Below are 20,293 nucleotides of genomic sequence, written 5' to 3'. Positions count from 1 at the left end.
TTTCCAGCGTCGCGAAGAAGGCGAGATTGACGGAATTCCTGGGCACCGGCAGCGGTCGGCCGCGCTGCGCGGCATGAACATGCTGGTGATGTAGGGCATGCGGCAGGGAATGCAGATCGCATCCTCGAAGACGCCAGGGTCGAATTCAGATGGCCGCGCACCAGCTGTGTGTCGAAGCCGAGATTGCTCACCGACGAATTCGCGCGCATCGTCACCACCGATGACGTGATTGCGTCATTCGCGGCAGAGTGATGGCAGAGTTGCGATCACGCCGGTGATGCGACAATAGATCTCAAGAGACGCACGCAGCCGCGCGAACCGGACCAATGTAACTGCGTCGTTTCGACGCCCGCACTGGCCGGAACGTGCCGGATGACCATGTGTTGTCACACGACATTCAACCGGAGTGATGACATGAAGTATCTCTTTGTCGCGATGGCCGTCGGTGCTGCGGCGCTTGTCGGCGGATCCGCGGCGAACGCGGCCAATCATTCAAGTGCGAAACAGAACGCGCCAGCCGCCCAGTCAACCGATATCAGCGCGCAGCACAGGCACCACCATCACGGCTATCGCCATCACTGGCGTCCTCACCACCATCACGGATTTCATCGTCCGCACTACCGGAGCTACGGCTATTATCCGCGGCACCACGGCTATTACGGCGGTGGACCGTACGGATATTACGGCGGCGGCGGTCCCAGCGTGACGTTCGGCTTCGGCGGCAGCCGCTGGTAAGACGAAAGGCAGCAAGACGAAGGGCTCGCGAAACGCGGGCCTTTCTTTGCTCGTCAGCCTATTCCCGCAAGATTATCCCCGCCGTCTGTTGACCGCTCGCCAGCGCCGCTTCGACTGTACCCATGTCGGCTCCGCGATAGAGCGCCTCGCCGGAGAACAGCACCGGACCGTCGGCGCGCGCAAGGATCGTTTGCGCCTCGCGCGTTCGCGGCGTCGCCCAGGAATAAGCGCCGCGGGCGTAGGGATCGTGCGCCCAGTTTGTCGCGACCGCGATGACGAGTTCGCGTGCGAGGTCCTGGCCCGACAGGCCAAAGACGATCGCAAGCGAATCGAGCCCGGTATCGATCAGCGCTTGCGGGTCGAGACGCGACAGCGCTGCCGTGCGCGGGCCGCCGAACCATCCGGTCAGCACGGGATGCCGGTTCGGATATTGCGTCCACCACACCGGGATGGCCTGGTCGGACAAAAGGAAGGCCATGTCCGCGAGCTCTTCCTTGCGCTCACGCCACCATGGCCGCCTGAAGCGCAGCAGGATTTTTATCACGTTACCGAAGCCGATATCGTCGGCCGCCGCCGCCTTCGCGCGCGCGCGGCTCGGCAGCCCGATCTCGCGCAACAACGGCAACGGAACGGTGATGATCACGCGATCGCAGCCCTGCACGTCGCCGCCGACACAGCGAACGACGATCGCGCCGCCCTCCTCCTCGATCGCCGACACCACGCAGCCGAAGCGAAACGTCACGCCAAGCTTGCGGCACTCGGCTGCCAGGAAGTCGATCATCCCACCATAGCCGCCCTTGATGCGCGCCTGCGGAGAGTGCCCGCCAGCCATCCATTCCTCGCGCAGCGCCAGCGTGGAGGCGGACTCGGGATCGGCCGCATCATAGCCCTCAACCATTCGCTCGATCGAATGGCGCAGCCGCGCATGCTCATCCCCGGCAAAATGCCGGCGCAGGAAATCGGCGACAGTGAGGTCGTCGTTCAATTCCCGGACCACGGCGTGCAGCTCAGCCTGATGCGGATCGTGGCGATCCTCGCGCACGATGTCAGCGCCGTCAAAGCCCCATCGCTCGCCCTCGATCTCCTGTAGGGACAGCCCGGCTTCACGCAGCAACGCGCGCGTGACCGGCGCCTCGCCGTGGACGAATTCGGCGCCGCCGTCGGCGGGGTAGCCGAACTCCGAAGCAGGCAGCGGGTGGATGCGGCCGCCGCAGCGCTCGCGCGCCTCCAGGATTGTCACGGTCCTGCCCGCGCGCGCCAGCTCGCGCGCCGCCATCAGACCGGCCGCGCCGGCACCGACAATGACGATATGCTCGGATGTTGCCGACATCTCGGTGCTGTTACTTGCCCACGGCCTGCGGATCGTTCTGGATCAGATAACGCAGCAGCAGGACGCCGCCACCGAGATCCCGCGTGCTCTCCAGCGTCATCGCGCTCAGCGGTGCGCGCCGGTCGCCGTCCGAGTCCGTGGAATCGAACACGAAGGGCGCGCCCTTGGCACCGTCGATCGCGGGACTGAGGATCAGGTTGAACTCGTCGATCAGGCCGGCACGCAGGAACGCGCCGTTGGCGACACCGCCGCCCTCCACCAGCAGGCGCTTCACGCCGAGCTCGCGGTTGAGGATGTCCAGCGTCAGCGCGAGGTCGATCTCGGACTTGCCGGCAAAGATATAGGACACGCCCTCGCCGCGGAGCCCCGCGAGATGCGAATCGGCGACGCTCTCGGTCAACACGACGACGATCGGATCGCCGCCGATATCGGAGCGGCCCCAGCCGATCTTGCCCTGCGCATCGAGCACGACGCCATAGGTTTTCGCGTCGCGTCGCACAAACCAGTTTTCGCGCGGAAATTTCGCGTCCGCCGTCGTGGGATAGGCATCGCCCTTGGCGAACTCCGAGCCGGTGATGCGGCCGATCACCCAGGCGTCGCCGCCGAGCTCGTCGTGGATCTTCTCGAACCAGTCCGTTCCTGCCCCCTTCGGGCGCCAGCGGCTCGGATGGGTGCGGCCGTCCAGACTCGAATGCATCAGGCAGATGACGTAAGGCTTCATGCGTATCTCCGGGCCGCGCTCAGGCAGCCGGCTCATTGCCCTTCTCATTCCCCGTGGCGCGATCGTTCACGATCAAAGCGAGGGGATTGAGCTTTGGCGGCGCGATGAGTTTCAGCGTGTTGGTGTCGCGATGGTTGAACGGCGCGCCGTGCACGAACAACTCGGTCTGGATCAGATAGGTCCAACTGCCGTCGTCGTTGAAGGTGATGTCGCAGCGGTAAGCATCGGTGCGGAACGCTTGTTCCAGAAAATCAGTCGAGCAGATCCCGTAAGCGGTGTCGCCGCGCTTGGCGGTCACGGAGATCTCCTTGTCGCCCGGCCCGGCCTTGCCCGACGCCAGCAGCACCTGCCCGCGCGGAATCGCCAGCGTCTGCATGATCAACCCGGTCGCGGGCTCCCACAACCAGTAGCCGACCTGGTCGTGGAAGGTGATGTCTTCCTCGGGCGTGTTGATGTGGATGTGATACCGCAGCCCATAGAGCAGCTGCGGCCCGTTGGCCTGCGGATCGATCGGGTCCATCCGGATGCGCTCGATGAAGGTCCGCCGCTCCGGCCCCTCGGCCTTCGGATTGATGTCGATACCCTTGTCGGCCTGCCAGACACCGGCGAGACGGCGGAGCGGGCCGAGATTGGCAAGTCCGTCGGGCGAGACGTCCTCGGGCTCGGTGAAGATATCGGCGGGAAGGGGGAGCATGGGTGTCCTCGCGTCGTTGCGAGGCAGCAATAGCATGAGAGCGCGGGCGTGGCTCGTTCTCCAGCCTCACAATCGCGAATGGACATAGGCGCCACGCGCAGACGATGCATGACGCGAAGCGGAGCCGAACCTCCTCAGTTCGGCTCCGTCGCCAGGACGCTTAGTGGCGGTGGTCCCGGACGATGGGTTGATTGCGATGGTCGCCCACGATGGGCTGGTCGCGATGGTCGCAGACGATGCGTCGTCGCGCTCGAGGGTGTAACCACGTCGCCAATGCGATCGCTGGATGGAGTTGTGCATGGAGTTCTGCCTTTCGCTTGGTGGATCACTGCGAGCTACCTGACAACAAGGTAGATTTTGCAATCGACGTCGAATCTGCCGCAGTTTTAATCAGACACCCGAGCGTCGGGCTTATGCAGCCAAGGCGTTGACGTTCCGTAATTCGTGAAAATCATGGCAGCTGCCCAGGAGAGCGTCATAAGCATTTGTGTTCGGTGTTCCCGTTTGCGCCACGGAATCACGATGATAAGATCACCTCAGGATTGTGAAATACACCATAGGCGACGAAGCCACTCCTAAACTAGCGTTCACGTGACGTCCGTTATTTTCAAGTGAGTGGTTTGGAATGCAGCAGGCTTCGGTCGAGAAGTTCTCGGACCTCATCGGCAGTGTCTATGATTGTGTGATCGCGCCGGAAGGCTGGACCGAAGTTCTAGATCAGATCTGCGCCCAGTTCGGCTTTGCCACCGGCGCGCTCTCGGTCGCCAGCCTCACCAACATGAAGGCCGTCGTCAATGCGGTCTCCGGGTCCGACCTGGCCCAGATGGCCCAGAACGGGGTCGGCTACGGCCCCGACATCATCGAGCTCTGGGGCGGCGCCGAACGCATTCGGCAATACCCGCTCGGCGAGCCGGTCGTTCAATCCCAAGCCGTCCGGCCGGACGTTATTTCCAGCAACCGCTACTATCGCGAATGGGCCATGCCCAGGGGCCTGTTCGACGCCGTTGCCGTCGGCCTCGTTCGCGACAGGACGATGGTTGGAAATGCGATATTCAGCCAGCATGAGTCGGCAGGCCGGATCGACGATGCGCAGGTCGACGGATTGCGCCTTCTGGCGCCTCACATCCGCCGCGCCGTGACGATCAGCAATCTGTTCGACATGAAGGCGGTGGAAGCCAACACATTCGCGGCGACGGTGGAGGCCCTGACGGTGGGCGTCGTCCTGGCCGACGAGGATTCGAAGATCGTTCACACCAACGCCGCAGCCGCGGCGATGCTCGCGGCCGGCGATCCGATCGTGGCAAGGCATGGCAGGATCGCGGTTCAATCCGCGGCGAGCACGGCCACATTGCAATCAGCCGTCGCGCAGGCGGCAAAGGACGAGGCGACGCTCGGGCAAAAAGGCATCGGCATCCCGATCCCTCGCCAAAGCGGTGAGCCTCTCGTCATCCACGTTCTGCCGCTGCGACGCAGCCACACACGATCCGGTCTGATCCAGAGCGCCGCTGCCGCCGTGACGTCAGCCTCCGGGCCGCCGCGATTGCTTCACGATGCGCTCAACCAGCTCTATGACCTGACGCCGGCCGAGATTCGCATCTTCGAGCTCATCTGCGAGGGACACACACGAGACGCAATCTCGGCCTTGCTCCGCGTTTCCGTCAGCACCGTGAAGAGCCATCTCATTCACGTCTTCGAAAAGACGGGCTGCCGGCGCCAGGTCGATCTGGTCAGGCTCGCGAAATCGCTGACGTTCCCGGTGTAACAGAAGACCGCGCTCAAGCCGCTTCCGACGTTGATCGCGCACGCTGCTCGAGCACGCCGATCGTCGAGACCAAATTGTCGCGTCGCGCGCGAAGATTCAGCGCAAGAAGCGGATAGGTCGGCTGAAGCACGTCAAACACCCCTGCTCTCGCCTCTTCCTCGAGAATGTCGGTGTTGATGAGTCTAACGCGCCACCACAAATCGGCGACCAACGCATCGAGCCGGAGTTCGCCGGCAGCACCAGAACGGGACATTTCTTGCATCACTTGCCTCAACCTGAAACGGCCTCTCTTCCAAGGCCAGACTTTGGTCCTGGCTGAGCAAGCAGAGTGCCAGCAACGGCGGGCGCGATCTGGTTCCGGAACGGATTGCTGCGCGAGCCGGCTGGTCAAGGCTTGGCGCTCAAGGCTTGGCGCTGGGCAAGATGTTGCCCGTGGAGAGCGAAAATGGTGCCCAGGGGCGGAATCGAACCACCGACACTGCGATTTTCAGTCGCATGCTCTACCAACTGAGCTACCTGGGCGTGCTCCAAAGAGGGGCCAAAGCCCATCGAGCGGGCGGTTTATAGTGGGCTGAAGGCTGCCTGTCCACCCACGCTTCGCCGATGGCTTCGCGGGGCGTGGCCCGGCTGTGCACAAGGCAGGACGTGGCTCGGAGGCAACGCCGCGTAGCGGTGCATCTACAATTTAAATGCTTGATAGAACAGGGTTATTCCTCTCCGTCTGCCTCGTCATCCCGGCCGGGAATGACATAGGAGCCTTTCAGCCAGCGGTTCAGATCGACGTCGCGGCAGCGCGAGGAGCAGAACGGGCGGGTGGCCTCGGACTGCGGCTTGCCGCAGATCGGACAGGTTTTGAGGGGGCTTGCGGGCTTTTTCACCTGGTCGTCCATAGGGTGCTCAGCTTACACGAGGTGAGAGAGTTCAAGAGCCCGTCGCCAAAGGGGTTCCTCCGGCGGAAGCGCAGGCGTCCCGGCCAGATTTCCGCGGGGCAATTCTACTGTGCATGGGGTTGTTTTCGCGATTTTTGCAGGAGCGGCTTTTCGGCTCAGACGGCGGTGGCGTTGAGCCAGCCGAAGCGGATCGGGAAACCTTCGCCGCCCAGCAGCGTGGTGGTCTCGTAGAGCGGCAGGCCGACCACGTTGGTGTAGGACCCCACCATCTTGACCACGAAGGAGCCGGCGATGCCCTGCACCGCGTAGCCGCCGGCTTTGCCGCGCCATTCGCCGGAGCCGATATAGGCCTGAATGTCGTCCTCCGAGAGGCGCTTGAAGCGGACGCGGGTCTCGACCAGGCGCTGGCGGAAGGCCTCGCGCGGCGTCACCAGGGTGATCGCGGTGTAGACGCGGTGGTTGCGACCCGACAGCAGCCGCAGGCACTGCGCGGCCTCGTCGACGAGGTTGGCTTTGGGCAAGATGCGGCGGCCGACCGCCACCACCGTGTCGGCGGAGAGGATGAAGGCGCCGCGCAGCTCGTCGTCAAGCTGCACCGATTTGAGCGCCGCATCCGCCTTGGCCCGCGCGAGCCGGTTGGCGCAGGCGCGCGGCAGCTCGCCCCGCTTCGGCGTCTCGTCGACGTCGGCGGGCCGGAGCGCGTCCGGCTCGATGCCGGCCTGGTTGAGCAGCGACAGGCGCCGCGGCGAACCGGAGGCGAGAACGAATTTGGGGCGGCCGAGCATCAGGTGATTTGGGGAATGAAGCAGGGGGTGAATTGCGCGCGGAACCTATCGGACGGGGGCTGATTTCACAACCCGGGAACCCGGACTTTACTGATTCGACGGGTACAGGATGCGTGTGCCTGCAGTCTGTGACGCGGGTGTTACGGGCGCCGAATGCTACCCGTTCGCCGCGCCCACCTTCGAAAACCGCCGGCGGATGCGCAGCAGGAGCTGGTCGCAGACGTCGCGATAGGCAGCCAACTTCTGGTCGCGGCTGCCTTCCATGGTGGTGGGATCATGCGTCGGCCAATACTCGACGTCGGCGGCAAGCGTGCGGGTCAGCTCCAGCGCCTTGTGATGCGCCTCCGGCGACAGCGTGATGATCAGGTCGAAATTCAACCCCTCCCAATCCTCCAGTTCCTCGAAGGTCTGAGGCTTGTGGGCGGAGATGTCCTGGCCGAGCTCGGCCATCACGGACACCGCGAACGGATCGAGTTCGCCGCGCCTGGCGCCGGCCGATTTCACGTAGAGCCCTTGCGGAAACATGTGCCGCAGCAGGCTCTCGGCCATCGGCGAGCGCACGCTGTTCATGGCGCAAGCGAACAGCACCGATTGCGGATCGCGTGCGCGTGGCGGACCCGCCATCGCGCTTAACCCTTCCAGTGCAGAACGGTAATGAGCGTGAACAGCCGGCGCGAGGTCTCGAAATCGACCCGCACCTTGCCCTTCAGCCGCTCCTGCAGCGTGCGCGAGCCCTCGTCATGGATGCCGCGGCGGCCCATGTCGATGGCCTCGATCTTGTCCGGCGTCGCTGTGCGGATCGCCTGATAGTAGCTGTCGCAGATCATGAAATAGTCCTTCACGATCCGCCGGAACGGCGTCAGCGACAACAGATGCGCGACCACGGGCGTGCCGTCCTCGCGACGGATGTCGAACATCAGCCGGCTGCCGGTGATCCCGATATGCAGCGTGAACGGCCCCTTCCCGTCGGCGCCCTCCGGCGCGAACAGGTTCTGCTCGATCAAATCGTAGATCGCGATCGCGCGCTCATGCTCGATGTCAGGCCCGGAACGGCCGATCGAGTCCTCGTCGAGCGTGACGCCGACGATGCGATTGGTCGAGTCGTCCTGTTCGGGCGGCTGGGTCATGACAAATTGAGGCGCAATCCAATCGAGCGCGAATGGGCATCTAGCCCCTCCGCCTTGCCGAGAATCATCGCGGCTGGTCCCAGCGCACGCAGCTGATCCGGGCCGCATTTCAGGATCGAGGTGCGCTTGAGGAAATCGTGCACCGAGAGCCCCGACGAGAATCGTGCCGAGCGCGCCGTCGGCAGCACATGGTTGGAGCCGCCGACATAGTCCCCGATCGCCTCCGGCGTATGCGGCCCGAGGAACACGGCGCCGGCGTTGCGGATTTTTGCGGCGAGCGCGTCGGGATCTTGCGTCATGATCTCGAGATGTTCGGCGGCAATCGCATCCGCGAGCGGAATGGCGTCGTTGAGGTTCTTCACCATGATGATGGCGCCGAAATCGGCCCACGAGGCGCTGGCGATTACGGCGCGCGGCAGCGTCTTCAACTGCGCCTCGACGGCTTTTTCGACATCGGCGGCAAGGCGCGCGGAATCGGTAATCAGGATCGACTGCGCGCTGGCATCGTGCTCAGCCTGGGCCAGCAGGTCGGCGGCAATCCAGTCGGCATTGCCGGTGTCATCGGCGATGACGAGCACCTCGGAGGGACCCGCGATCATGTCGATGCCGACCTTGCCGAAGACCAGCCGCTTTGCCGCGGCGACATATGCATTGCCGGGGCCGACGATCTTGGCGACGGGCGCGATCGTCGCGGTGCCATGGGCGAGCGCGGCCACCGCCTGCGCACCGCCGACGCGATAGATCTCGGTGACGCCACCAAGCTTTGCCGCCGCCAGCACCAGCGGATTGAGCTTGCCGTCGGGCGAGGGCACCACCATGACGAGACGCGTCACGCCGGCGACCTTTGCCGGCACCGCATTCATCAGCACCGAGGACGGATAGGCCGCGGTGCCGCCGGGCACGTAGAGGCCGGCGGATTCGATCGCGGTGTAGCGCCAGCCGAGCTCGACGCCGAGCTGATCGGTGAAGCGCTCGTCCTTCGGCAGTTGGCGGCGGTGATAGGTCTCGATGCGATCGCGCGCGAGCTTGAGCGCATCCAGCGTCGCTGCATCACAGGCTTTCACCGCGGCCTCGATCTCGGCGGCGGTGACGCGCAGGTCGGATGCATCGAGCGTCAACCGGTCGAACTTTGCCGTGGCCTCGAGCAAGGCGGCATCGCCCCGCTTCGCCACGTCGTCGACGATGGCACGCGCGGCCGCCTCGACATCGGCCGAGGCCTCGCGCTTGGCGGCGAGGAAGGCCCCGAATCGCTGGTCAAAATCGGCGCTGCTGCGGTCGAGACGAACGGGCATCTTGGCTTCTAACTGGTTTTTGGGGGCGCGGTTTGGCTCACCAGGCCCCTGCTCAATGGCGCGGCGGGGAAGCTGCGTCAACCCTTGAGCCGGGCCGCTCCCCTCCGGCGTCGTCCTGGCGAAACCGGAAGGCGTGGCGTTGGCATGCCACCTCACCCCTCGCCTTCAGCCTCCAACCCCGTCCCCAGCTGATCCGCCCCCAGATCAGTCAGCTCGCATTCCAGGCATTCGACGTCGAGGCGGATGGCGCCGCCTTGGGCAAACAGCAGCAGGGCGCTCCCGCCGGGGGCGTCCTGGCCGTGGAATTCGATGCCGACAAGGTCCAGGACAGTGTCCGGCGCGTCGAGGTCGATGTCGCGCGACTTGCAGGCGAGCACGCGGTCGAACCGGAGAGCCGCCACCAGCCTGCGCGGCTCGGCTTCGCCGTCCAGCGTCTGCTCCCAGTCCAACCGGCTCATGCCGACGACCAGCCGCTTTTCACTTTGCCGCCAGATGATGTCCGAGGGCTGCACGCGGGCGTCCTGGACGTGGGCCGAGATTACGGAGAGGTCGTCGGCGTCGAGTGCGATCAGTTTGAGCTGGGGAGACATCGACGGCGCTTTCTCCTTCGGGCGGATAGGGCTCAACGCGCGCGGGCGGCGAAATTTCCCTAGAACTAATGCCCTACGGGACTAGAGGCTATTGATATCCTCCATCTCCAGCACCTTTCGCGGATACCCCTCCCGCGCAACCCGGATCATGGCGCGGCCGATCTGCTCGGTCGAGGTAACGAGCCGCGGCGAGAGCCGGCGCAGCACCGACCACAGCGGCCAACTTGCTGCATACACGGCCTGCACCCACGCAGTCTTGGAGCGGGCACCGTGGAGCGGTTGGATCGCACCGGGCCGGAACATGTAGGCCGCCTTGAATGGCAGCTTGAGCAGGTCGTTCTCGGTCTTGCCCTTGATCCGCGCCCACATCCGCGAACCCTGCTCGGTGGAATCAGTGCCGGCGCCCGTGACATAGACGAATGTCATCTGCGGATTGAGCCGTGCCAGCGCGGTCGCCGCTGCGAGCGTGATGTCATAGGTCAGATGGCGGTAGCGCTCCTCGCTCATGCCGATCGAGGAGACGCCGAGGCAGAAGAAGCAGGCATCGAAGCCGGTGAGCTGCGCTTCGATCGCCGAGTAGTCCGTGAACTCGCCGTGTGTGATCTCGGTGAGCTTGGCGTGGCGCACGCCGGTCGGGCTGCGGCCGACCACGAGCACGCGATCGATGCGGGCATCGATCAGGCATTCGCGCAAGACGCCCTGCCCGACCATGCCGGTCGCGCCGAAGATGATGATCTGCATCGGGATCTCCCCGCAGCGCGCCTTCCGCGGCAGACTGACTAATGAAAGGCTGCAACCACCGGCTCACACGCGACTGGAACGTGTTCGCACCCGGCCGGTTCGAAATCAGATCGGTCCGCGCGTGGACTGAGGCCGCTCACCCCTTGAAGAACGCAAGCAGGTCCGCGTTGATGGTCTCGGCGTGCGTCGTCGGCATGCCGTGCGGGAAACCCTTGTAGGTCTTCAGCGTGCCGTTCTTCAAGAGCTTGGCCGACAGCGGCGCGGAATCGGCGAAGGGCACGATCTGGTCGTCGTCGCCGTGCATCACCAGCACCGGCACATTGATCTTCTTCAGATCCTCGGTGAAGTCGGTCTGCGAGAACGCGACGATGCCGTCGTAATGGGCTTTCGCGCCGCCCATCATGCCCTGGCGCCACCAGTTCTGGATCACCGCTTCCGACGGCTTTGCGCCGGGACGGTTGTAGCCATAGAAGGGGCCGGCCGCGATGTCGCGGTAGAAGCTGGCGCGGCCGGCAGCGAGCTGCACCTGGAAATCGTCGAACACGCTCTTGGGCAGGCCGCCGGGATTAGCCTCCGTCTTCAGCATCAGCGGCGGCACTGCGGAGAGGATCGCGGCCTTCGCCACCCGGCTCTCGCCATGGCGCGCGATGTAATGCACGACTTCGCCGCCGCCGGTGGAGTGGCCGACATGGATCGCGTTCTTGAGATCGAGATGGGCCGTCACGGCTGCGAGATCATCGGCATAATGATCCATGTCGTGGCCGTCGGCGACCTGCGACGAACGGCCATGGCCGCGACGGTCATGCGCGATGACGCGATAGCCGCGCGTGACGAAGAACATCATCTGCGCGTCCCAGTCGTCAGCCGACAGCGGCCAGCCGTGACTGAACACGATCGGCTGGCCACTTCCCCAGTCCTTGTAGAAGATCTCGACGCCGTCCTTGGTGGTGATGGTGGGCATTGCTAGGCTCCTTGTATGTTCAGGCGACCGCCATCGGCTTGAAGCGGCGCCAGGCGCCGATGGTGAACACCACGAAGAACACCAGCACGAGGCCCTGCACCACGGCGAACACCGGACCTCCGGGCGGCGCCGGCGCCACGGCGGGAGCGAGCGCGGCGAGCGCCGGCACCTTCAGGAACGACTGGATCACCAGCACGAAGACGTTGAAATAGAGCGAGATCATCGCGGTCACGATGTAGACCGGGCGCCACACCCCAGCGAGCTTCATGCCGTAGAGCGCGACGCAGGCGATCGCGAGCAGGACCAGCGAGATGATGCCGATGATATGCGACGGCAGCAGCTCCTTGAACGGAAACAGGAAGCCGGTGGCGCTGGTGAGGATCGTGAACGCTAAGAAAATCGTGGTGAGGCGCGGCATCGGCTTCGAGCCGAGCAGGCCGAACATCACGACAAGGCCGGCGGCGATGCCGATCAGGCTGATGATGACATGAACCAGCGTGAAGGCGGGCAAGCTCAACCCAAGAACCATGACATCTCTCCTACTCTCCATATTGAGGTCGGGATTGATATTACGGTCCTCATCGAATTGCCACACGCGCTGGCGTCACACATGCGTGCGCAGCCATGCGTCGTCGTGCGAATAGAAAACGCATGGCTGAATTATTTGCACCGCTGTCACAAACGACGGCAGTTGTAGCCCGGATGGAGCGAAGCGAAATCCGGGGCTACGAGTCGACGAAGTCGAATCGCGGTTCACACTTCCTTGGTGTCGAAGATCAACAGGTCGGCGCCGCCACTGGCGAATTTCGGCACGTCGGCACCGGTCGCCTTGCCTTCCGGGCTAGCGAATGCCGCCTGGATGTCGGCTGTGCTGTCGAAGGTGAGAATGGCGACGAGATGGATTCCGGAAGGTCCAGCGGGGGAGCCGACCGGCCCCTTGCTGATGGCGTACTTCTTCAAGCCTGGAAGTTTCTTGGCGAGCGGAATATGGGTCTCGGCATAGTATTTGTCGAAGGCCGCAGCATCCGTGGGCGTTTTATACAGCACGACGATTTCAGCCATTTAGTCCTCCCGTTAAGCGCTTCTTTGTCGATCCTCATGGTGAGGAGGCGCGCGAGCGCCCCTGCGGACTATGCTTGCGCATCGCCGCGCGAACCATGCAGGCCCGGCTTTGGCAGCTGGGCCTTCATCCTTCGAGACGCGCGCAATGCGCGCTCCTCAGGATGAGGAGATAGTCACGCATCACACCGCAAGATGGCAAGCCTCATTCGACTTGCCATTTACTTGCCTTGTCCTTGACTAAAGCGCCGGTTTTGCGGCGTCGCCGAGGAAGCCGTGCAGGGAGGCCACGACCTGGGCGCCTTCGCCGATGGCGCCGCCGACGCGCTTGACCGAGCCGGAGCGGACGTCGCCGACGGCGTACACGCCGGGCACCGACGTCTCCAGCGGCGCAACCAGCCGGCCCTGGTTCTGCTCGGACTGCGCGCCTGTGACGACGAAGCCGCCGCGATCGAGCGTGATGCCGCAGCCGTCGAGCCAGCTGGTGGCGGGATCGGCGCCGACGAACAGGAAGAGATTGCGGATGTCGGCGAAATCCTCGTCGGCCGAGAGCCGGCTCTTCCAGCGGATGCGCCGCAGCAGCGAGGCCTCGTCGCCTTCGAGCGCCGTGATCTCGGTGTTGAACATCAGTTCGATGTTCGGCGTGGCTTCGATGCGCTCGATGAGATAGCGCGACATGCTGGCGCCGAGACCGCCGCCGCGGATGATCATCAGCACTTTTTTGGCGTGCCCCGACAGGAACACAGCGGCCTGCCCCGCCGAGTTTCCGGCGCCGACCAGCGCCACTTCCTCGCCGGCGCAGAGCTTCGCCTCGACCGGCGAGGCCCAATACCAGACGCCACGGCCTTCGAACTTGTCGAGGTTCTCGATCTCGGGCCGGCGATAGCGTGCGCCGCTTGCGACCACCACCGCGCGCGAATGCAGGGGATCGCAGCCGTCAAGCGCCACCGAGAACGCGCCGTCCTTGCGCGTGCAGTCGAGCGACTTCACCGTCACCGGGATCATGATTTCCGCGCCGAACTTTTGTGCCTGGTTGAAGGCGCGCGCGGTCAGGGCCTGGCCGGAAATGCCGGTCGGAAAGCCCAGATAGTTTTCGATGCGCGCGCTGGCGCCGGCCTGGCCGCCGAAGGCGCGGGTGTCGAGCACGGCGACGGAGAGGCCTTCGGACGCGGCATACACGGCCGTGGCGAGCCCGGCTGGCCCCGAGCCGACGATCGCGACGTCGTAGATACGGTCGTTGCGCGGACCGCCGATCATGCCGATCGCGCGCGCAAGCTCGGTTTCGCCGGGATTGCGCAGCACCGCACCATCGGGTGTGACGACCAGCGGCCAGTCGTCCGGCTTGGGCGAATAACGCGCGATGACGTCGGCGGCGTCGCGATCGCGCGCGGGATCGAGCAGATGATGCGGCTGGCCGTTGCGGGTGAGGAAGCCCTGCAACCGCACCACGCCTGCCGAATGCGACGGACCGATCAGCACCACGCCGCCGACGCCGCCCTGGAGCAGATTGACCCGGCGCAGGATCAGCGCGCGCATGATGCGCTCGCCGAGTTCGGCCTCGGCGACCAGCAGCGCGCGCAGCCGCTCCGGCGGCAACAGCAGCGTCTCGACATCGCCTTCGGCGCGGCCGTCGACCAGCGCCGGCCGTCCGGAGAGCTGGCTCAGCTCGGCCAAAAATTGCCCCGGCCCCTGATCGATCAACGGCGTGACATGGCCGAGGCCGTCGCGCTGGGTGATGGCGACGTGGCCCTTGAGCACGACGAACATGCCGGGTCCCGGCTTACCGGTCTCGAACAGGAATTCCCCATCGGCATAGTTGCGGACCTCGCCGAAATGCCTGACACGCCCGATCTCGGCTGGTGTCAGCGCCGGAAAGGTCTGTTCAGGGCGGGTGAACCGCGACATCTGCGCGTCACTCTCGGGTCGTTGCGATTCGTCCTGCCCCATTGCCACGTCCATGCACTCCAAAAATTCTAGTCGCCGGTCTTGCCGGCTATCTCGCCGGCGGCCCCCTCATCTAGGGAACCATCTTCATTCTGCGAGGGGTCGGTGCTTGCGGCGCGTTCGCGCGCCTGCATCTTCCGCCGCTTCAGGTTTTCGCGCAGCGCCGATTTGAGCCGGTCGTCGCGGAACGCCCTCGCCTGTCTGGAGTCCTGCTTCGTGCTCTTGTCGTTCTCGTCTGCCATCACCGGTCCATTACAGCGATCGGCGATAACATGCCCGAGGAATAAGGCGGCTCAAGAGGCCCGCGCGATCCGATCGTGCGAAAATCGAAATGGATCGAATCCGGCGTATCGGGCAACTGGCCAGTTGGGTGGGGATATCGGAACCTATTCCGCGGAAAGTCGGCCGTTTCGCGCCAGAACAGGCATTTTGGCCCCGATATCGACCCGATTTTATCGCTTTGGCGGAGCTAGCAAGCTTGCACAGGAGGGGGCCTTGTGGCAGATATCGGCCCGCTTGGTAGGCCCCTCGTGGCGGCCGATTCTTATCCCAGCACATGCTGCCGTAGCTCAGTGGTAGAGCACTCCATTGGTAATGGAGAGGTCGACAGTTCAATCCTGTCTGGCAGCACCATTCCCTCGCTCAAATCACACATGAAACAGCCTTCTCGCGGCATGAGATGCCCGAGTTTTGCTTCTACCTTGACCCTCCTCTGTGAAGAGGCGCAGGGAAGACCGGGTGCCGGCTTAGCACCCGCGGTCCGCTGCGCGAAAATGTAGCGCAAAAAGACCGCACAGCAGCATACAGGTGACGCCGAACACTCGGCCTTCCCTGCGCAGTGGGTTGACGGCTTATGCCGCGCTCTCCCCGGCGACGAGTTCCTTTTTGTCACCGTCGCCTTGCGAATTGACGATGCATTGAGACCCGGTTGAGCCTCGATCCATCTCCGCAAGGCTTGACCGTAGCAACGACGGCCAGGACCACACGATTTTGCCGTACGCAGCGATCCGGCTTCGCCAAGAGGCTCGCCGGACACAGGCGCCGTTCGTCCGCACGCAACAGGACCTCACGAGGTTCATCTCGCCCTGGTTCCGCCTTCGCGTGCCCGACACTGCCGCGTCCACCGCCCCCCGACCCACGCACGTTACGACGGACGATCGCCCCTCTCCCTGGACCGGGATGGCGGATTGATACTGCGATTCCGAATTTCGGTAAAGTGGAATATTTTTGTGGGGGAGGGTTGACGAGATTTTGCAGGAGAGAGGTGTTTTGCCCGACGGGTCAGATTTGCCTGCCTAGCGCGCGCCTAAGCACGTATATCGCCCAACCTATGGAAGGGGATACAAGCCGACGTCGAGCAGACTTCCGCTATGGGGCCAAAAGGGGAAGTGGACCTGCATGTAATGCAGTCTTCGGCGCAATCGATCCTTCTTCTGATAAGACGCCAGTTGCCGCGGTCATTCATCCTTACGTCCGCCGCGAGCAATCGTCGCCGCCTCCTGCAACGTAACGCCATGAACCAGCGGGTCTGCGTGGCGATGGACTAACTGCCATTCAGAACCGTCCTTGCGATAGATTTCCGTAACTCGGAGCGACCAGTCTTGTTTTGGTAAGCTCCCGACTTCGGCATATTGCCGCTCGACCATGACGAGAACGACCAGCTTGTCCGATGCATAGGTTTGCACGACCTCCAAGGTCGTCTCACCGTTCTTGAAAAACTGGGATAGCTTCGCCAAACGTTCAGGACTTGCGTCGAACCCGTGGCTAGTTGGGCCGCCGAATGGTTGCATTAACGTGAAGTCACTGGCGATGCGAACAAGGGCCAGCCAACGATCCATGTCCCCGCGCATGAAGGCCGCGTTTTTCGCAGCGGCGCGCTCGATAAGGTGAGCGACGTCGTCACTGGCAGCCACACTAGCGCAAAATCGAGGGGTCAACGATGCCGCAGCGACTGTCGTGATCGCGGACCGCCGTGACAGCGTTCCTGGCCAGTTTGCATGGTGTTTGGTCATTTCAGCTCCTGTGGCTAACGTTGCGCAATCCATGGAGCTTTCAGAGACATGAATCCAGTGATATAACCTCAGCAATATGCTGAACCACATTTCCTTGTCAAAAGTCGATCTTAACTTGCTGCTGGTCTTCCACACTGTGCTGGAGGAGAGCCACGTGGCGCGAGCGGCTAGCCGCTTGAACATCACCCCTTCTGCCGTAAGTCATTCACTTGGGCGGCTACGGCATCTATTTAATGACCCCCTGTTCTTACGGACGCCGAAGGGTGTTGTGCCGACGGAGCGTGCGCTGGAACTCGGCGAGCCAGTAGCAGATATCCTTTCTCGCGTAGGGCGCGTATTTGCTTCAGCTACGCCCTTCGACGCGACTACAAGTAGCCGCCGTTTTTCCATTGGCGCTCCTGATGCGATCATGGACACGGTGATGGGACCATTTGCGGGGCGGCTCAGGAGAAAGGCACCCCGTGCCGACCTGAGCTTGATCCATCTGATGCCAGGGAGGCATGCAAGCGCTGTGGAGCACCCTTGGCGGTCAAGCCTGGAGAAGCTGGAGAAGCGCGAAATCGACTTGGCCATCCTGCCCCTGGGCACAGTGCCAACCCGCTTCCAGGCAAGAAAGCTTTACGATGAGTGTTTCGTGGTCGCAATGCGCAAGGGAAACGGATTCGCCCGCGCACCAACGATTGCTGCATTCTGCAGAGCACAGCATCTTCTTGTGTCGCTCGACGGCGATCCGCGAGGTTTTGTCGACCAACTCCTGGAGAAGCGCGGCCTCCAGCGCCGCATTGTCCTGACCGTGCCCACCTTTATGATGGCACTCACGCAAATTTCAAACTCGGACTTGATAGCAACATTGCCGCGCCGTCTCGTCGAGAGATACGCGGCTCGTTTCGCGCTGCAATTGGTTGAGCTTCCTTTGAAGCGGAAGTCCGATGCAATCATGGCCATTACGACCAAGGCAGCAATGATGGATGCGGGCATTGCGTGGTTGACGGAAGAAATCGCCGCTGAGGTTGGCTCCCTCAGCTGAGGATGTCTCTTATATTCCTTAAAGCACATTTTAGGCCTGTGGGGCCTTAGCGAACCTCAACTTCCCCGCGACCGCCGCTTCGGGGTCACTTGCGGGCATCGCCCGAGCGAGAGCTCCAGTCAGTTTTGGCCAGGAATTGCATAGCATTGCTCGGTGACGAAGCATGATGGGTTTCGCAAGTGCTCTACCCATCCTACGCGAGCTGACTGGATCTACCGCCGACCACGTCGCCACGAGGCCCCGATCAGCCAGAACACGAACCGGACAAACAGGATCGCGGCCGTGATCTGGATCCAAAGGAAACCACCGAGTTCGCGCAAGACAATTTCGGCCTGAGCGCCCCAATAACCAGGAAGCGCATCGCCGACAGCTTCAATAGCGTGCGTGCCTGTTCGCAGGGCCCATCGGACCCACTCAGGCTTGTAAAAGAGCGTCGCGCCGAGCAGAATCCAAGTCAGAAAAGCAGTGCTGACTCTGAAGGAGTGCACCTTGGCGTGGTGCTTGAACGCCGCGAACCGTCCATTATCTCCGGCTTGAGCCATGTTAGTTTCCTATTCGAAGCCTACGGTGCCGGGGAGTTCGTAGGATGGGTACAGCGAAACGAAAATCCATGGAAGATTTGCGCGGTGACGAGACATGATGGGTTTCGCTTCGCTCTACCCATGCTACGCATGTCAACTCTCGTCACCCACCTGATGCCCCGCTAACCGATCGTCTGAACGGCGCAGCCGTCGGCATAGCTCGCGATTGATGTTTTGCAGGACGATCACATAGGTGTGGATATCGGCCTTGTAGCAAGCGTAGAGCTTCTGGGCGGTCAGCTCGTAAAGCACGGTCGGACTCTCCGCGACCACCGTGGCGGATCGATTTTGCATTTCAATCAGCGTCATCTCACCGAAGAAATCGCCGGGCTCCAGAACGGAAATCGGGATGACGTTGCCCGCATTCGCCCGCTTGCTCACCGCCAGCCGGCCGGATTTGACGATGAACAGCGAGCGTCCGGGCTCGCCCTCCGTCACGACGGTTGCTCCGGTATCAAATCGGCACTCAACCAGCATCGACATCAGGAGGTCGAGACTTTGATCCGGGATACCGCCGAAGAACGGTGTGGCGAGCAGGAATGCTCTCAGGTCGGGGACACTGACGGCCATCGCGCGAGGATAATCTTGACCGCCTTCCCGGGCAAGCGGAGCCGATACCAGCGGTAACGACGCCGAACGTGTTGGAACAAGGGGGTCAGCGAAAGTTTCGGAGCTCGTAGGCTGGGCGAAGCGAAGCGTGCCCACCAACCACCATTGATAGATAGATGGTGGGCACGGCGCTACGCGCCTTTGCCCACCCTACGCTTACGGCCGCGCAATGCTGCTATCGCGCAACGTCCGCCTTCTCCAGAGATCAACCATCACCTTGACGGTCGCCGCCAGCACAGCTGCGCAAAGCGCAGCCTTCGAGATCGTCTCCATCGTCCCCTCGATCAGCAGGCAATGGGCGACGCTGCCTGCGACGATGACGATCGCGAGGGGAATATGGACGATGCGCCACGTGCGCAACCGCAATCCCAGCCGCCGGCGCAGCAGAGCCAGGAGCGCAACAATGAAGATGGCCCACATGGCGGTCACGCCGAAGGGGGAGAACGGTGTCGGTGACGTATAAGTCAGGGCGTCGATCATGTCGGGCGGGCTGGTGATCCAGAGGCCGGCGACGTGGATCACCACCGCCAGAGCCAGCGTGCCGCCGATCCAGTGGTGGGCGCGCCGGCCGCGATAGGCCGACAGTCCCGGCAGATATCCGCCGATCAGCAGGGGCTGAGCGAGCACGAGACCGAGCGCAATGATGCCAGCGAAGCCGGCGAGGATGTAGACCGGGCCGCGCCATGTGAGCTGTTCGCTTCCCGCAGCGAGCGCGATCGGCACGCCGATGGCCAAGGCAAGGGCGATCCAGATCAGGGGCGCCCGGGCCGATCTCCGCCCCTTCATCTCCAATGCGATCAGGCCGGCTGCAGGACGAAGTGCGCCTCGAGGCTGGTTTCCTTTGCGCTCCGCATTATCGGCCGCAGGAAGACGGTTTTGAATTCACCGCTGTCATAGGCGAGGTGGCCATGCGGCTGGCCGAAGATGGGAATGATCTGCGGCATTTCGAGCCGGAACTTGCCGTCCTTGTCGGTGAGCGTGGCGCCATGACTCTGCGGCTCGTGCTCCTGGCCTTCGACCGTGTGCGCCCAGATCTGGATGCGCTGCCCGGCCAAGGGAGTCCCGTCGCCGGCGCGGCGCACGGTGCCGCTCATCCAGAAGCCACCCTTTCCGATCCGCTCCACGATCGCCGCGCCCTTGCGGTAGTTGTTCGCCCCGCCAGACATCGTCTCGGTCGGTGCGAGGCCGTCCGCGCGTGCAGGCAACAGCAGGCCGGGGACGCCGGTCGCCAAGAGCCCGGTTGCGAGGATCGAGCCGCCCGCGGCGAGGAGGCTCCGGCGATTGAGTACGACCGTGGTCATGTCGGTTCCTCCTGGCGAGCGTCCAAAGGCTCAGTGAGTGTACAAGAAAACGCGCCAGACGCACAGTTGGGCCGGGGGACGCAGCGGGTCGCGATGACGTTGTTGTGAACGGGGTGCAGGCCGCTCGCACAT

24 protein-coding genes, 2 tRNA genes and 1 pseudogene are annotated in these 20,293 nt (G+C 63.4%); 4 read left to right on the top strand and 23 right to left on the bottom strand.

Annotation, left to right across the window (positions count from 1 at the left end):
• Positions 1 to 10: 10 nt before the first annotated feature.
• Positions 11 to 144: pseudogene (locus IVB07_RS03380) on the bottom strand (oleate hydratase); the annotation flags it as partial.
• A gap of 270 nt (positions 145 to 414) precedes the next feature.
• Between IVB07_RS03380 and IVB07_RS03375 the strand changes: the two are divergent.
• Complete coding sequence (locus tag IVB07_RS03375; RefSeq protein WP_018453118.1) at positions 415 to 735, top strand: hypothetical protein; 321 nt, start codon at positions 415 to 417, stop codon at positions 733 to 735.
• A gap of 58 nt (positions 736 to 793) precedes the next feature.
• Here the strand turns inward: IVB07_RS03375 and IVB07_RS03370 are convergent, their stop codons facing one another.
• Genes IVB07_RS03370 through IVB07_RS03360 form a run of 3 tightly spaced genes read right to left on the bottom strand, consistent with a single transcriptional unit; the run spans position 794 to position 3,480 of the window.
• Positions 794 to 2,065, bottom strand: coding sequence for an NAD(P)/FAD-dependent oxidoreductase (locus tag IVB07_RS03370; RefSeq protein WP_018453117.1), 1,272 nt, complete (start codon positions 2,063 to 2,065; stop codon positions 794 to 796).
• Between the two features lie 10 nt (positions 2,066 to 2,075).
• Entirely contained in the window at positions 2,076 to 2,786 is a 711-nt protein-coding gene (locus IVB07_RS03365) for a dihydrofolate reductase family protein (RefSeq protein ID WP_026232465.1), read from the bottom strand.
• 19 nt (positions 2,787 to 2,805) lie between these two features.
• The gene (locus IVB07_RS03360; RefSeq protein ID WP_018453115.1) at positions 2,806 to 3,480 is read right to left on the bottom strand and encodes a heme-binding beta-barrel domain-containing protein; all 675 of its coding nucleotides are present in this window, start codon (positions 3,478 to 3,480) and stop codon (positions 2,806 to 2,808) included.
• 625 nt (positions 3,481 to 4,105) lie between these two features.
• Here IVB07_RS03360 and IVB07_RS03355 point away from each other — a divergent pair.
• The gene (locus tag IVB07_RS03355; RefSeq protein WP_247767492.1) at positions 4,106 to 5,242 is read left to right on the top strand and encodes a helix-turn-helix transcriptional regulator; all 1,137 of its coding nucleotides are present in this window, start codon (positions 4,106 to 4,108) and stop codon (positions 5,240 to 5,242) included.
• Positions 5,243 to 5,255: 13 nt separating this feature from the next.
• On the opposite strand, the gene IVB07_RS03350 is transcribed toward IVB07_RS03355, so the two are convergent.
• From IVB07_RS03350 to IVB07_RS03285, 14 genes are all read right to left on the bottom strand, one after another.
• Complete coding sequence (locus IVB07_RS03350) at positions 5,256 to 5,504, bottom strand: hypothetical protein (protein ID WP_007615460.1); 249 nt, start codon at positions 5,502 to 5,504, stop codon at positions 5,256 to 5,258.
• Positions 5,505 to 5,688: 184 nt separating this feature from the next.
• Positions 5,689 to 5,764 (bottom strand) — tRNA-Phe (locus tag IVB07_RS03345).
• A gap of 185 nt (positions 5,765 to 5,949) precedes the next feature.
• The gene (gene yacG / locus IVB07_RS03340) at positions 5,950 to 6,132 is read right to left on the bottom strand and encodes a DNA gyrase inhibitor YacG (protein WP_007597555.1); all 183 of its coding nucleotides are present in this window, start codon (positions 6,130 to 6,132) and stop codon (positions 5,950 to 5,952) included.
• Between the two features lie 155 nt (positions 6,133 to 6,287).
• A complete protein-coding gene (locus IVB07_RS03335; protein WP_007597557.1) occupies positions 6,288 to 6,917 on the bottom strand; it encodes a Maf-like protein in 630 nt (209 codons plus the stop codon).
• A 156-nt stretch (positions 6,918 to 7,073) separates the two neighbouring features.
• A complete protein-coding gene (locus IVB07_RS03330) occupies positions 7,074 to 7,541 on the bottom strand; it encodes a low molecular weight phosphatase family protein (protein ID WP_018453112.1) in 468 nt (155 codons plus the stop codon).
• A gap of 5 nt (positions 7,542 to 7,546) precedes the next feature.
• Positions 7,547 to 8,044: a UPF0262 family protein gene (locus IVB07_RS03325; protein ID WP_018453111.1), complete on the bottom strand. Its 498-nt coding sequence runs from the start codon at positions 8,042 to 8,044 to the stop codon at positions 7,547 to 7,549.
• A complete protein-coding gene (hisD, locus tag IVB07_RS03320; RefSeq protein WP_018453110.1) occupies positions 8,041 to 9,336 on the bottom strand; it encodes a histidinol dehydrogenase in 1,296 nt (431 codons plus the stop codon). The genes IVB07_RS03325 and hisD overlap by 4 nt, the downstream gene beginning before the upstream one ends.
• Positions 9,337 to 9,488: 152 nt before the next feature.
• Positions 9,489 to 9,926, bottom strand: a complete 438-nt coding sequence (locus IVB07_RS03315) for a DUF2948 family protein (protein WP_026232464.1) — start codon at positions 9,924 to 9,926, stop codon at positions 9,489 to 9,491.
• An 81-nt stretch (positions 9,927 to 10,007) separates the two neighbouring features.
• A complete protein-coding gene (locus IVB07_RS03310; protein WP_018453108.1) occupies positions 10,008 to 10,667 on the bottom strand; it encodes an NAD(P)H-binding protein in 660 nt (219 codons plus the stop codon).
• 136 nt (positions 10,668 to 10,803) lie between these two features.
• Entirely contained in the window at positions 10,804 to 11,628 is an 825-nt protein-coding gene (locus tag IVB07_RS03305; protein ID WP_018453107.1) for an alpha/beta hydrolase, read from the bottom strand.
• Positions 11,629 to 11,647: 19 nt separating this feature from the next.
• Positions 11,648 to 12,157: a hypothetical protein gene (locus tag IVB07_RS03300; RefSeq protein WP_026232463.1), complete on the bottom strand. Its 510-nt coding sequence runs from the start codon at positions 12,155 to 12,157 to the stop codon at positions 11,648 to 11,650.
• Between the two features lie 224 nt (positions 12,158 to 12,381).
• Positions 12,382 to 12,690, bottom strand: a complete 309-nt coding sequence (locus IVB07_RS03295) for an EthD family reductase (protein WP_007615494.1) — start codon at positions 12,688 to 12,690, stop codon at positions 12,382 to 12,384.
• Between the two features lie 237 nt (positions 12,691 to 12,927).
• Positions 12,928 to 14,634 carry an FAD-dependent oxidoreductase gene (locus IVB07_RS03290; protein WP_018453105.1) on the bottom strand — a complete coding sequence of 569 codons (1,707 nt, stop codon included), beginning with the start codon at positions 14,632 to 14,634 and terminating at the stop codon, positions 12,928 to 12,930.
• A 26-nt stretch (positions 14,635 to 14,660) separates the two neighbouring features.
• Positions 14,661 to 14,873: a hypothetical protein gene (locus tag IVB07_RS03285; protein ID WP_018453104.1), complete on the bottom strand. Its 213-nt coding sequence runs from the start codon at positions 14,871 to 14,873 to the stop codon at positions 14,661 to 14,663.
• Between the two features lie 316 nt (positions 14,874 to 15,189).
• Between IVB07_RS03285 and IVB07_RS03280 the strand changes: the two genes are divergently transcribed.
• Positions 15,190 to 15,264, top strand: a tRNA-Thr gene (locus IVB07_RS03280).
• An 824-nt stretch (positions 15,265 to 16,088) separates the two neighbouring features.
• Here IVB07_RS03280 and IVB07_RS03275 read toward each other — a convergent pair.
• Positions 16,089 to 16,643 (bottom strand): DUF4440 domain-containing protein, encoded by a 555-nt coding sequence (locus IVB07_RS03275; RefSeq protein WP_026232462.1) that lies wholly within the window; start codon positions 16,641 to 16,643, stop codon positions 16,089 to 16,091.
• Between the two features lie 76 nt (positions 16,644 to 16,719).
• Here IVB07_RS03275 and IVB07_RS03270 point away from each other — a divergent pair, with 76 nt between their 5' ends.
• Complete coding sequence (locus IVB07_RS03270; protein WP_018453102.1) at positions 16,720 to 17,670, top strand: LysR family transcriptional regulator; 951 nt, start codon at positions 16,720 to 16,722, stop codon at positions 17,668 to 17,670.
• Between the two features lie 212 nt (positions 17,671 to 17,882).
• On the opposite strand, the gene IVB07_RS03265 is transcribed toward IVB07_RS03270, so the two are convergent.
• From IVB07_RS03265 to IVB07_RS03250, 4 genes are all read right to left on the bottom strand, one after another.
• Entirely contained in the window at positions 17,883 to 18,212 is a 330-nt protein-coding gene (locus tag IVB07_RS03265) for a hypothetical protein (protein WP_085361134.1), read from the bottom strand.
• A 132-nt stretch (positions 18,213 to 18,344) separates the two neighbouring features.
• On the bottom strand, positions 18,345 to 18,821 hold the full coding sequence (locus tag IVB07_RS03260; RefSeq protein ID WP_018453100.1) for a cyclic nucleotide-binding domain-containing protein: 477 nt from the start codon (positions 18,819 to 18,821) through the stop codon (positions 18,345 to 18,347).
• Between the two features lie 195 nt (positions 18,822 to 19,016).
• Complete coding sequence (locus IVB07_RS03255) at positions 19,017 to 19,646, bottom strand: ferric reductase-like transmembrane domain-containing protein (protein WP_026232461.1); 630 nt, start codon at positions 19,644 to 19,646, stop codon at positions 19,017 to 19,019.
• 11 nt (positions 19,647 to 19,657) lie between these two features.
• Positions 19,658 to 20,161, bottom strand: a complete 504-nt coding sequence (locus IVB07_RS03250; protein WP_018453098.1) for a twin-arginine translocation pathway signal — start codon at positions 20,159 to 20,161, stop codon at positions 19,658 to 19,660.
• Between the last annotated feature and the right edge of the window lie 132 nt (positions 20,162 to 20,293).

Source organism: Bradyrhizobium sp. 172 (genome assembly GCF_023101065.1).
Lineage (GTDB): Bacteria > Pseudomonadota > Alphaproteobacteria > Rhizobiales > Xanthobacteraceae > Bradyrhizobium > Bradyrhizobium canariense_D.
The sequence above is the reverse complement of the archived record's forward strand: the minus strand, read 5'-3'. Positions and strand labels throughout refer to the sequence as shown.